Here is a 12,440-nt window from a genome sequence, read left to right as displayed (position 1 = left end):
CTCACTTGCGGCTTAGCCCGCAACTGCGCGCCTGCCATTTCATCTTAGGCGGTTTGAAGTATGACGAGGTGAGAGCTAAAGCCCTAATCGCACTTCTACATCTGCGGCCGAGGGGTTAGTGGCAACGCTGCCATCCGGGAACAGAACCGTGGGTACAGTCTGATTGCCGTAGTTGAGCGATTCAACAAGCTCTGCAGTACCGGGCACATCTTCAATGTTGACCTCCCGGTACCCAACGCCCTGCGTGTCCAGATGCGACTTCAGACGTCGGCAGTAACCGCACCAGCTCGTTGTAAACATGGTGATAGTTCCCGCTTCCGGGATGAAGGCTGCGCTGTCCTGGGACGCGCGGTCCTGAGAAGCACTGTCTTGGGCTGAATTGACGGTCATGCCGGAACCCTTTCGACGTCGTGATGATTACTGATGCCAACTGTACGGAGGCTGGAACAATTCCATCCGCTGCTGTCATCGCGCCTGACCAAGCTATGGGGTAAGAAGGTCCCATGAAAATTGTCGTGCTCGGAGCATCCGGAACCATGGGCGCGCTCGTCGCGGAGCGACTGCGGGACCAGGGGCACGACGCCGTCCCAGCTATGCGCGCCAACGGTGTGGACACGGCATCGAGGAAAGGCCTTGATCAAGCGCTCGACGGCGCTGATACCGTCGTCGACTGCACCAACTACACAACCATGAGCGCCCGCAAAGCCATCAATGTCCTGGGCTGGATGAGTACCAACGTCGTCGCCGCCGCGAAACGAGCTCACGTCTCCCATCTCGTGCTGCTCTCCATCATCAACGTGGCGGCTCCCGCCCTTAGCGGAATGGGGTACTACCAAGGCAAGGCAGCGCAGGAGCGGATCGTCTCTGCCGGAGATGTTCCCTATACGATTGTTACCGGGCGCGGTGGCGGCTTGGCGTCGGATATTCGACGAATTCACAAGTCACCCCTTCTTCAGCCACGAAGAACATAACGATGTCAGTAGCTCGGCCAGCGGATGGGAAAAAGAGCTGGATTCCATGGATGGGTTCCAGCAGTCGGGGCAGGCCTACCGGCCCGACCTGGTCATCTTTCAAGTACCCATATCCCTGCCCTGAGCACGGCCATTTCTGTCGCCATTTCGGGGGATGCCGAGTGCTTTGGTGGTTCTCCAGTGATTTGTGCACCGCCCGCCGTGATGGCGGGATTCTGAGTACTGGATTCATGGGCCGCGGTGAAGGTTGGTCCGCAGCGGGCGCGAGGGCACCTCGATCCGCCGCAACCGCGGTCCCGTGCGGTTCCATGACCTAGGGCAGGGCGGTCGCCTGCTTCAGTGAGTCCACCGCCTGTGGGCTGGTGGTGTTCGTGGACACTCCCAGCTGAATGGAGTCCAGCGTTAGGGGACGCCGATCCAAGCCCAGGTAGTGTGGTGTCGCGTGGCATGGGTATTGTTCGGTGACCACGAGGTCGAAGTCACGCGCCCACGGCTTGTGTAGAGTCGTCTCAAGTTCGTATTGGGTGATCTCGACGCGGATGCCGGGATGTTCGGCGCGCAAGGTTTCCAGGGGTGGCTGGCATCAGGGCTAGCACGGTGCTTTGGAACATGGTCAGGTGCACGGTTCCGGAGATGGTCGGCAGTGTGCTGGACAGCGTGGCTTCGGCGCGTTCCAGTGCCGCGAGCAGCTCGGTCGTGTGGGCGACGAGCATCTGGGCCTGCGGTGTGAGGGCCAGCTTCCGTCCACTGCGTCGCAACAAGACAACACCGGGTTCCTCCTCGAGCAGTGAGAGCTGCTGCTCGAAGCTGCGTTCGCGGGATTGAAATTCAGGGTGGCAGCGACTCCGGAGACCGTGCCGCGGATGCTCAATTCCCGCGATAGGCGCAACCTCCTGACCTCCAACAAGACGATTTCTCATTATTCGTGGCTTTTCCTTAACCCATGGGAGGTGGATACTTAAGTCATGGGGGACTCTGCCCCATGTCGCGCAGGCCGGTTTCCCACCGGTCGTTTCCTGCTAGGAGCACCACCGACGTGACCACTACTTCCCCGTCCGCCGGGACGAACACCGTTTCCCCGAAGGATCTGGCCGACGATGCCGTCGCCCTGGTCCGCCACTGGCTGAGCGAGGGCTCCAAACAGCCTGTCGATGCGTCGGCCCGTCAACTGGCCGGGGTCTTGAAGGATCCCAACGGCTTAGACTTCACTGTGGGCTTCGTCGACCGCGTGATCCGCCCTGAAGACCTGCATGTCGCCGCCCGCAATCTGCGTGCCCTGGCCCCTAAGGTCCCCGGGTTCCTGCCCTGGTACATGCGCTCCGCCGTCGTCCTTGGTGGGGTCATCGCCCCGCTCGTCCCCGGTCTGGTGATCCCGATCGCCCGGCGCGTCCTGCGGGCAATGGTCGGCCACCTGATCGTCGATGCCACCGATGCCAAGCTCGGCCCCGCCATCGAGAAGATCCAAAAGAAGGACGTGCGGCTGAACATCAACCTGCTCGGTGAGGCCATCCTCGGTGAGAAGGAGGCCGGCCGCCGGCTTGAGGGCATTTCCCGGCTGCTGCGTCGCCCGGATGTCGACTATGTCTCCGTCAAGGTCTCCTCGAGCGTCGCCCCGCACAACCACTGGGACTTCGACGAAGCCGTCGGGAACATCGTGGAGAAGCTGGCCCCGATTTACCGGCAGGCCCGCGACTCGTCCCCGCGTAAGTTCATCAACCTGGACATGGAGGAATACAAGGACCTGGACTTGACCATGGCCGTGTTCAAACGGCTCATGGCCCTGCCTGAGTTCCGCGATGTCGAAGGTGGCATCGTGCTGCAGGCTTACCTGCCCGATGCCCTCCCGGCGATGATCGAATTGCAGGAGTTCGCCGCCGAACGTGTGGCGGCCGGTGGCGCACCGGTGAAGGTGCGCCTGGTCAAGGGCGCCAATCTGCCCATGGAGATCATGGAAGCCGACATCCACGGCTGGCCGGCAGCGACCTGGCATTCTAAACAGGCCACTGACACTTCTTATAAGGCGGTCATCGACTACGCGTTGCGCCCCGAGCACACGGCCAATGTGCACTTGGGCATCGCCGGACACAACCTCTTCGACGTCGCTCTGGCCCACCTGCTGGCCAAGGCCCGCGGCATTTCCGAAGGCATCGACTTCGAAATGCTGTTGGGCATGGCCACCGGGCAGGCGGCCGCCGTGAAGGCCGACGTCGGATCCTTGCTGCTCTACACCCCGGTGGTCCACCCCGGGGAATTCGACGTGGCGATCTCCTACCTGATCCGTCGGCTTGAAGAAGGAGCCAGCCAGGAGAACTTCATGTCCGCCGTCTTCGAACTCGACGACAACGAAGCCCTCTTCAAGCGTGAGACAGACCGCTTCCTGGCCTCCCTGGAGGAAATTGGTGACGTCGTTCCCACGCCGAACCGCAACCAGGATCGCCGCACGTACGACGCCGAGGCTGCTGCTGCGAAGGTCGACGAATACGCTTCGGGAGAGCGAAAGTTCACCAACACCCCCAATACCGACCCCGATCTGGCCGGTAACCGTGCCTGGGGCCGGGACATCTTGACCCGGGTTCCGCAGAGCACACTGGGCTGCGACACCATCGAAGCCCACACGCTCGCCACCACCGGGGAAGTGGACGCCGTCATCGAGGCCACCCACGCCGCCTCCGAGTCCTGGGGCCGGCTCAGCGGGGCCGAGCGCGCCGCCGTGCTGCACCACGCCGGGGAACGGCTGGCCGCCTACCGGGGGGAGCTGCTTGAGGTTATGGCCTCCGAATGTGGAAAGACCCTCGACCAGGGCGATCCGGAAGTGTCCGAGGCCATCGACTTCGCCCATTTCTACGCCGAATCGGCCCGGGCGCTGGACACCGTCGACGGTGCCACGTTCGTGCCCTCGCGGCTGACTGTGGTGACCCCTCCGTGGAACTTCCCGGTCGCCATCCCCGCCGGTTCCACCCTCTCGGCACTGGCTGCCGGTTCCGGCGTCGTCTTCAAACCCGCCAAGCAGGCAGCCCGTTCCGGTGCCATCATGGTCCAGGCCATCTGGGAGGCGCTCGATGCTGCCGGGATTGGTCGTGAACTGCTCTCCTACGTCCAGCTCTCCGAACGTGATCTGGGCACGCGGCTGGTCTCGCACCCCAAGGTAGACCGGCTCATCCTCACCGGCGGATACGAAACCGCTGAACTGTTCCGCTCCTTCCGCGAAGACCTGCCGTTGCTGGCCGAGACCTCCGGAAAGAACGCTCTCATCGTGACGGCTTCGGCTGACTTGGACCTGGCCGCACGTGATGTCGCCGCCTCCGCCTTCGGTCACGCGGGACAGAAGTGCTCGGCGGCTTCGTTGGTGGTGATGGTGGGCGCGGTCGCCAGGTCGCCGCGTTTCCACAGCCAGCTCATCGACGCCGTCCGCTCACTGCAGGTCGGCTACCCGCAGGACGCGGGAACCCAGATGGGCCCGGTCATCGAACCGGCCCAGGGCAAGTTGCTGCGCGGATTGACCACCTTGGGCGCCGGCGAACACTGGGTGCTGCAACCGCGCCAACTCGATGACTCCGGCAAGTTGTGGAGCCCGGGCGTGCGCACCGGCGTGCAGCGTGGCTCCGAGTACCACCTGACCGAGTACTTCGGCCCGATCCTCGGTGTTATGACCGCTGAGACGCTCGAGGAGGCTGTGGAGATGGTCAACGACATCGAATACGGGCTCACCTCCGGACTCCACTCGCTGGACCCCGAGGAGCTCGAATACTGGCTGGATAACGTCAAGGCCGGCAACCTCTACATCAACCGCGGCATCACCGGGGCGATCGTGCGCCGGCAGCCGTTCGGCGGGTGGAAGAAGTCTGCCATCGGGGCAGGGGCCAAGGCCGGCGGCCCGAACTATCTGGTCGGCATGGGGTCCTGGACCGACGCGCCGGTCAGTCCAGAGGCGGAAGCTGCTGCCGAATCCCATGCAGCGGTCTCCCACGCCACCGTGCGCACCGCGACGGGAACCGACACCTCGGCCACCTCGAACGCGGAAGTCGCGGGAGGCAGCGACATCCTCGGTGTCGTGGCTGCTGAAGCAGGCCCGGCGACCGGCAATGCCATCGACCCGGCTGATTTCGCTTGGCTGCAGGGCGCCCGGGCCACGGACTACTATCAGCTGGTGAAGGAGTTCGGGGTCGTCAAGGACGTTTCGGCGCTGCAGTCCGAGCGCAACGTCTTCCGCTACCGTCCGGTGCCGGTGACCGTGCGCTACGAGCAGGACACCTCCGGACACGGCGTGGCCGAGCTGCTGCGCGTGGTCTCCGCCGGGCTCCGCGCCCACAAGGCCACGGTCAGCAGCGGGGCCAGCGGCCGTATCGGCACCAGCGAACGCCCGGGGGCGGGGATCAGCGTCAGCGTCACCACTGAGCTGTCGACCCGCGTCTTGGCCGGCCTGCGTTCCGAGGGTGTCCAAGTCGCTGTCGAGGATGCTCAGGCCTGGCGGGCACATGTGGGCCGTCTGGCTGCACGGACCGGCCCTGATTCCGGGACCAGGATCCGCTTCATTGGCGCCTCTTCGCAGGAGACCTATGCTGCGGCGCAGGGCAAGCCGGACGTCGCTGTCTATGACCACCCGGTCGTCGCCGCGGGACGCGTCGAGCTGTTGCCGTTCCTGCGTGAACAGGCCATCTCGATCACCGCGCACCGTTTCGGGACGCCGGACCACCTCAGTGACACGATCATCTAGTGTCCTGCGCCTAAAAATCGGTTCCTCATAGGGCTTGCTGTCAACGCGCACCACCATTGACAGCAAGTAAAAAGGAGCGTGCAGTGGTAAACACACAGAAAAGGCAGGATTGAAGTCGGCAAGCTGGCCGACTTAATTCTTGCACCTGAGAATCCGCTGCAAAACTTCAAGACTCTGCACGGCACGGGCGCCCTCAGGCTAAACGAGGAAACCCAGCAGACGAACGGGCCCGAGGAGGACGAAGCAGGGGAACGAATCCTCCCGAATAAAGGGAGCGGTTCAGCGCTGGTCGAGGACACCCAATCACCGCCGAGCGAGGAGAAAGAGGAATAGCCTTCACAGCCCGGCACTGAGGGCAACGAATCGCCCTCAGTGCCGGGGAACACGATTCATTCCCGACGACTGAGGAATCGGGTTTCCCTCTGAAGCAGGTCGGGTGGTGGCCGCAGGGCAACCACCGGTTGTACAGGGGCGCTTTCCCTGAAAGGTAAGGACATGTGATGAACGATCAGACGTTTAAGATCTTGGCCATGGTTGTCTATATGATCGTCATGCTGGGGATCGGCTGGTATGCCTATAAACGGACCAGCGACCTCGACGACTACATGCTTGCAGGGCGCACACTCCGGCCGGGTGTTGCCGCGCTCAGCGCCGGTGCCTCGGATATGTCCGGTTGGTTGTTGCTGGCCCTGCCCGGAGCAATCTACCTTTCCGGCCTCACCGCGGCGTGGATTGCCATTGGTTTGACCGTCGGTGCGTGGCTGAACTGGAAGTTCGTGGCACCACGCCTTCGTAGCTACACAGAGGTATCCAATAACTCCATCACCATCCCGAGCTTCTTTGAAAACCGACTCAAAGACAATTCCCGTGCGCTGCGGATCATTTCTGGAGTCATTATCCTTGCCTTCTTTACCTTCTACGTCTCCTCCGGGATGGTAGCCGGCGGAACTTTCTTCGAGAGCTCCTTTGATTCCAACTACTACTTGGGCATCATCGTGGTCGCCGGTGTGACGGTCCTCTACACCCTCTTCGGCGGATTCATGGGCGCCACGTTCACCGACGTCGTCCAAGGCATTTTGATGCTGGTCGCGCTGCTCGTGGTTCCGATCATCGGATTGACTCAAGTCGGTGGTTTCAGCGGCATGGCAGAGTCTGTCCGACAGGTTGATGCCTCGATGCTCAATATTGTTGCAGGGGCGGGAACATTAACCGGCTTCCTCGCGATTGTTTCGGCAGCTGCCTGGGGACTGGGCTACTTTGGACAACCCCATATCCTCGTCCGGTTCATGGCGCTCCGCTCTCCCCGTGATGCCAAGGCTGGCCGCCGTATTGGTATTGGTTGGATGGTCATCTCCGTCATCGGTGCGATCCTCATGGCCCTGGTCGGTGTGGCTTATTTCCAGCAGAACCCGCAGCTGACATTGTCGGACCCGGAAGCGGTCTTCCTGGCGCTCTCACAAGCATTTTTCCACCCGCTGATTGCGGGCATCGTTTTGGCGGCTGTTCTCGCTGCGATTATGAGCACCATCTCCTCTCAGCTTGTAGTTAGTTCCTCCGCTTTGGTGGAGGACCTTTACAACATGATTGCCAAGAAGTCACTCACACCGAAGCGGGGAGTCATCCTTGGCCGCATCGGTGTGCTCGTCGTATCGATCATGGCATTTGTGTTGGCGGCAGATCGCAACGAGTCGATTCTCGCGCTCGTGGCATTCGCCTGGGCTGGTTTCGGCGCCTCCTTCGGACCGACAGTGCTGCTGTCGCTGTACTGGAGGAAGCTCACCATGCCTGGGGCATTGTCCGGTATGGTCGCCGGCGCCGTCGTCGTCTTCACCTGGGGCAATTCCGAATTGTCCGGCTTGCTATATGAGATCGTTCCCGGGTTCATCCTTAACATGATCGTCGCGGTTGTCGTGAGCAAGTTTACGTACAAGCGCAGCGCTGTGGTTCAAGCCGAGTTCGACGAAGCGGTCCGCCGTGTCGAGGCTCCTAAACCTCCGAAGGACACCGAGGAGGCCGTCGTCCGGTAAGAGCCTCCGTTCCTGCCACCCTGCGGGTGAAACGTACGTTAACCGTTAAATTGGGGAAATTAAGAATGCGAAAAGCTAGATAGCTGACGACCGAGCAAGCCGCTAAACGTGCGGGACTTTCGCTTTCCTATTTCAAAACTCAGATGGCCATCTTGGGGGCACTTCAGAAAACGGAAAAAAATCGTATGCTAAGGGCGCGCGACGGCAAGGACAGCAGCTCAGAATACCCGTGTCAGTCAGCGGCACCGGTGTATCCCTCGTCCAGTACAGAACAGCCATCGTAGTGATTCTGGACAGTAGAGGCAGGAAGTAAAAAATGACTCCGCTGACTCTCTGTCCAGCGGGTTCAGAGGGTCCCTCCAGTATTTGGTAGCGGTTTCCTCGACCCGCCCTCCACCTGCAGCTATTGCGGGCGCACTACGGTCAGGTGTGCCTGGCGTGGTGGACGCGGAGTTGTTGGAAGGTAAAACCGTTCACGTTGTGCCAAGGGGACCAGTGCCGTGTATTGGGTGTGGTGTTTGATGTATGCGCACATGGTGGGGCAGAACGGCAGCACTGCCAGGCGGTGGCGGTGGGCATTATCCAGGCAGCCACGGATCAGGCTCTGAACCAGCGGAGGCGTTTGGAGGCTGTCGTTGATTTCGGTGTAGATGAAGGACATTTCGGCGCCGTTCATCCGGTAATGGACACTTGCGGCCACGATCCCGTCGGAGTAAATATCGAATCGTGAAGCGGCAAAATTATGCTGAACTCTGGACATCGTCGACCCTATCAGTGGAAGGGCCGTTCCGAAGTCCGATTTCCTCGATGAGGTCATCGTCACGATCCCGGGCTCGTGCGTCCGGGGCAACAGTATCGAGTTCCTTGTACAGCTTGTCGCTCAGGGTAGTCAGACGACTGCTGGACACGGAGGAGAGATCAAAGGTAAACAGCTGGTGTCCCTTGTTCGGCGGCACCGCTGGAAGGGGTCGGACGGTGTTCATGCTGCGACCGTTTCTGCTGGTGCTGGCTGCAGGGTTGGGCAGGGTGGTAGTGCTGCCGGGGCTGAAATACTGATCGCGCGCCCACACCCTGAGCGAGTCGGATCCGCAGCGAACTCTTTCAACAGATCCAGGCCGGCCTGGTCGACATGCCTGGCATGATTGAGCACCACATCGACCCTTGGACTGTCTATCATCGCCCCGGCGCGTCGGATGAGCGGGAAAAGGACCGGGACAGAACTTTCCGTCAGGCAGCCGGTGACATCGAGGGTGGCTACCTGGTGATCGATATCCAATCCCACCAGCACCTGTACTTTATGTTCCATGGATTCTGTCACTCCATCGCTACGGCGTTTTCCATGGGCTAGCTGCTTAACCCGTCATCTATCAACGCTTCTCGGAAGTGATCCTAACAGCGCCAGCGTGATGCGCATTACACCGGTTATTGGGTGGGCAGTGGTTGGTACCATGTGGGAAGCTGCGCGTTCAGGGACTCGACCCGGGCCTGGGGGAGTGTTCCACCTCGGTGGCGGCGGCGTTGGGCCCAGAGCCAGGCGGCCAACACGTTGGGTAGGTCTTTTTGTCCTTTGCGGTATGTTGGCCACCGGTCATGGGTGGTCATGTAGGTGGTGATTTCTTCGAGACGTTGATCCCATAACCGGGTTTCCTTTTCGGTCTTGGGTGGTTGGTACCAGCCGGGCACGGTGTTCAGGTGTGATGTCTCAGTGCCTTGTTTACAGTCTCTCTCATGACCTTGTTTACACCATGTCTCAAGGCCCTGCTTACAGCATGTCTCACCACCTTGTTTACAGGTTCGTCGGCTTGCGGAGTCCCGGGGATGACCGGGTTTTGATAATGGAGGATGCCTAAATCCCTCACTACTTCCGTGCGCCGCCAGATCGTCGAATTCGATCCCATGGCCGCCGACGGACCCAGCGTTTCCGAGTTATGCCAACACCTGGGAATCAGTCGGCCCGACCCCTGGGCAGTACCCGCGAATACCGGCACCAGCGACGGATGGGGCACCGGCCCGGCAGACAGCAGCAAACCACCCTTCTAACACAGAACAGTAGTAGTATTGTTACTACTCCTACTACTGTTCCTATTTTGAGGAGGGTCCGTTGTGGCTCAGAGTGTCAAAGACCGTGTGTATGCCGCTGCCGAGCAGATCAGCGTCGAGCGCCGCCCCACGGTGTCCACGGTGCGTTCCGCGGCCGGGGTGTCCAACGCGGATGCCACCCGGTACTTGAAGGAATGGGCGGAGGAGAAAGCCGCTGTCGGTGGTCAGGTCGCCGCGACGCCGCCGGCCCTGTTGGAGCAGGCCACCCGGTTGGCTGGTGCCTGTTGGGCTGAAGCGTCCACCCTGGCGGGGGAGCGGCACGCCGCCGTGGAGGCCGTGTGGGTGCAGGAACGTAAAGACAAGGACACTGAAATCTCGGAACTCGTCGCCGATCTGGACAAAACCACCGCAGAAGAAGACACGGTAGCAGCGAAGGCTGCTGTGAGGATCACCGACCTGGAACAACAGCTCGCGAATCTTGGCGCCGAACTGCAGGATGCCCGCACGGCTGAACAAGCCGCCGTCGGGCAAGTACAGGCGGCAGCAACCCAACTAGCTGCAGCGGAGGCCAGGAACACTACCCTGAGCCAGGCACACGAAGCACTCCTGGAACGCATCACCCCACCGGCACAACCAGCACATGATGAGTAGGTGAGTACATGAGTAAACGTAAACCGGTGTCCTTCACCCCCTACTTCACTCAGGGCGACGCCGATCAGGTGCGCGCCGCGTTCCTCGCCGCAGGGCACGCTGAGGGGTATCGGTCGGTAACGGACCTGATCGAAGCGGCCGTTCTGCGGGAAGTGAAACGATTACAGCGCAAACATAACCAGGGCAGGACGTGGGGCCCGGTACAACCCGGGGCACTGCGCCCAGGCCGACGGACCCTCGAAGAAGAGAAGAACCGGGACCGGTAGATTTCCTTATCCAGGGAAAACAAGGAAAACCAGGGGCTGGAAACTGTGTAGTGCGGTTCCCAACCCGTCTTCAGTCAGTGACCGACCAGGCTAGGGACGCGGGATTCTATCGATCGAAGCAACACCTATTTCAAGGTGATTCGATATGTATTTGAAGTCTTCCTCTCCAGCTGGTCTCCGGTTTTTGGCCTCGATCAAGCAAGGAAGCAGTCTTAGATCATCCGTCCGCGCAGCCGGCATCCACCAAGAAGTTGGATACCGCTGGTTGCGTGAAAGCTATCTTCAGTTGCGCCGTCAGGGTTTGAGTACAGCAGAAGCGAGGGCGGCACTTGGGTTCACCACGTCCAGGCTCCCATCGTGGGAGGCGACAGTCAGCGAGGCCACGGACCGCCACCATCTGCAGGTCAACGTCGCGGACGAGGCCACTTTCTGGGCCGCGTTTGAAAATGGCGGCAGCCTTGAACTCTCGGCCTCGGCCAGCGGGGTGAGCCGTTCGACCGCGTATCGGTGAGTTCACGTGCGCTTTGACCTGCTCCGCGGCCAGAAGGTCACCTTGAGGCGCTGCCAAGCACTGCTGCGTCTGACAGACCAGCGCTGCCGCAGTTGCGAACGCGAACGCCTTGCCCGGCTTGCCAAGGTACGCAACGCGGCAGCGGCAGCCCAGCACGCCGCCGTCATGTCATCGAGCCGCTACGCGGACCAGGTACTGGCCTCAACAATTTCTAAGGCGCAACAGCACCGCGCTGAACGGGCCGCGAAGTACTGGCAGCTGATGCGCGAGGGCAAAAGCAACGCCGAAGCATGCAGACTTCTCGGTATGCACAGACGAACCGGCACGCTGCTGCGGCGCGCCAATAACTACCAGATCCCTTCCCTCCAACCGCCGCCGGTAGCGGCTGGTCGCTACCTCGATGTCCGGGAACGGCTACGGATTGCGGACCTCTTGAACTTGGGACATTCCATGCGCCGGGTGGCCCGTGAACTGGGCCGTCAGCCCTCCACCATCAAACGAGAACTGGACCGCCACCGCGACGGCGAAGGGCGGTACCTGCCCCGCACGGCCGACCACGATGCCCGGCGGCAACGGGCCCGACCCAAAGCCCACAAACTCGCCGCCAACCCCGGGCTGCGCGGGCTCGTGCAACGCAAACTCAACCGCTGCTGGTCCCCGGATGAAATCTGCGGATGGATGAAGAGGACCTACCCCGATGACCCGTCATTGCGGCTCTGTCCCGAAACGATCTACCGGTCGCTGCTGCTGCGCGAGGGCCAAGGCCTGCACAAGCGCTACGCCACCAAGCTGCGCACCGGTCGACGAATCCGTAAGACCCGTTGGCGCATCCGCACGGGGCAAGGCTCACGGATCCGCAACATGACAATGATTGACCAGCGCCCGGCAGAGGTGGAAACACGGTTGGAAGCTGGCCATTGGGAAGGCGACCTCGTCGTGGGGGTCGGGTCCGTCTCGGCAATGATGACTCTGAGGGAACGGAAAACCCAGTATGGAATCATCGTCAACCTGCCCCAGGACCATACCGCGGCAAGCGTCAACGCCGCAGCCATCAGCGCGTTCGCCAAGCTGCCGCCATCCCTGAAACGCTCATTGACATGGGACCAAGGAGTGGAAATGGCCAGCCACGAGGAACTCACCAAAGCCAGCGGGGTTCCGGTGTATTTTGCCGAACGATCCAGCCCATGGCAACGCGGTGCAAACGAAAACTTCAACGGCCTAGTGGAGTGGTCCCCGAAAGTTGGACTCTGTAATTGAACC

The 12,440-nt window shown here is 61.4% G+C and carries 13 protein-coding genes; 9 read left to right on the top strand and 4 right to left on the bottom strand.

Annotated elements, in window-relative coordinates; translation table 11 throughout:
• Positions 1-75 precede the first annotated feature (75 nt).
• Positions 76-300, bottom strand: a complete 225-nt coding sequence (locus tag JOE65_RS09725; RefSeq protein WP_239537098.1) for a mycoredoxin — start codon at positions 298-300, stop codon at positions 76-78.
• A 203-nt stretch (positions 301-503) separates the two neighbouring features.
• Between JOE65_RS09725 and JOE65_RS09720 the strand changes: the two genes are divergently transcribed.
• Positions 504-971, top strand: coding sequence for an SDR family oxidoreductase (locus JOE65_RS09720; RefSeq protein ID WP_205162987.1), 468 nt, complete (start codon positions 504-506; stop codon positions 969-971).
• Between the two features lie 509 nt (positions 972-1,480).
• Here JOE65_RS09720 and JOE65_RS09715 read toward each other — a convergent pair.
• Entirely contained in the window at positions 1,481-1,891 is a 411-nt protein-coding gene (locus JOE65_RS09715) for a LysR family transcriptional regulator (protein WP_205162986.1), read from the bottom strand.
• A gap of 62 nt (positions 1,892-1,953) precedes the next feature.
• Between JOE65_RS09715 and JOE65_RS09710 the strand changes: the two genes are divergently transcribed.
• Positions 1,954-5,685, top strand: coding sequence for a bifunctional proline dehydrogenase/L-glutamate gamma-semialdehyde dehydrogenase (locus tag JOE65_RS09710; protein WP_205164131.1), 3,732 nt, complete (start codon positions 1,954-1,956; stop codon positions 5,683-5,685).
• A gap of 500 nt (positions 5,686-6,185) precedes the next feature.
• Positions 6,186-7,712: a sodium/proline symporter PutP gene (gene putP / locus JOE65_RS09705; RefSeq protein WP_205162985.1), complete on the top strand. Its 1,527-nt coding sequence runs from the start codon at positions 6,186-6,188 to the stop codon at positions 7,710-7,712.
• A gap of 403 nt (positions 7,713-8,115) precedes the next feature.
• Here the strand turns inward: putP and JOE65_RS09700 are convergent, their stop codons facing one another.
• Together JOE65_RS09700 and JOE65_RS09695 are read right to left on the bottom strand one after the other, a co-directional pair.
• The gene (locus JOE65_RS09700; RefSeq protein ID WP_205162984.1) at positions 8,116-8,472 is read right to left on the bottom strand and encodes a GNAT family N-acetyltransferase; all 357 of its coding nucleotides are present in this window, start codon (positions 8,470-8,472) and stop codon (positions 8,116-8,118) included.
• On the bottom strand, positions 8,453-8,695 hold the full coding sequence (locus JOE65_RS09695; protein WP_205162983.1) for a hypothetical protein: 243 nt from the start codon (positions 8,693-8,695) through the stop codon (positions 8,453-8,455). Before JOE65_RS09695 ends, JOE65_RS09700 begins: the two co-directional genes overlap by 20 nt.
• 155 nt (positions 8,696-8,850) lie before the next feature.
• On the opposite strand from JOE65_RS09695, the gene JOE65_RS09690 reads away from it, so the two are divergent.
• The 6 genes from JOE65_RS09690 (at position 8,851) to JOE65_RS09665 (ending at position 12,437) form a co-directional block, all read left to right on the top strand.
• On the top strand, positions 8,851-9,060 hold the full coding sequence (locus tag JOE65_RS09690) for a hypothetical protein (protein ID WP_205162982.1): 210 nt from the start codon (positions 8,851-8,853) through the stop codon (positions 9,058-9,060).
• Between the two features lie 494 nt (positions 9,061-9,554).
• Positions 9,555-9,752 carry a helix-turn-helix domain-containing protein gene (locus JOE65_RS09685; RefSeq protein WP_205162981.1) on the top strand — a complete coding sequence of 66 codons (198 nt, stop codon included), beginning with the start codon at positions 9,555-9,557 and terminating at the stop codon, positions 9,750-9,752.
• A 63-nt stretch (positions 9,753-9,815) separates the two neighbouring features.
• Positions 9,816-10,403: a DNA-binding protein gene (locus tag JOE65_RS09680; protein ID WP_205162980.1), complete on the top strand. Its 588-nt coding sequence runs from the start codon at positions 9,816-9,818 to the stop codon at positions 10,401-10,403.
• A gap of 8 nt (positions 10,404-10,411) precedes the next feature.
• Complete coding sequence (locus JOE65_RS09675; RefSeq protein WP_205162979.1) at positions 10,412-10,669, top strand: ParB family protein; 258 nt, start codon at positions 10,412-10,414, stop codon at positions 10,667-10,669.
• A 145-nt stretch (positions 10,670-10,814) separates the two neighbouring features.
• Positions 10,815-11,180 (top strand): hypothetical protein, encoded by a 366-nt coding sequence (locus tag JOE65_RS09670; protein WP_205162978.1) that lies wholly within the window; start codon positions 10,815-10,817, stop codon positions 11,178-11,180.
• Between the two features lie 6 nt (positions 11,181-11,186).
• Positions 11,187-12,437 carry an IS30 family transposase gene (locus tag JOE65_RS09665; RefSeq protein ID WP_205162977.1) on the top strand — a complete coding sequence of 417 codons (1,251 nt, stop codon included), beginning with the start codon at positions 11,187-11,189 and terminating at the stop codon, positions 12,435-12,437.
• The last annotated feature ends 3 nt before the right edge of the window (positions 12,438-12,440 follow it).

The organism is Arthrobacter roseus (assembly GCF_016907875.1).
Classification (GTDB): domain Bacteria; phylum Actinomycetota; class Actinomycetes; order Actinomycetales; family Micrococcaceae; genus Arthrobacter_J; species Arthrobacter_J roseus.
Note: the sequence above shows the minus strand (reverse complement) of the source record. Positions and strands in the feature narration are given on the sequence as shown.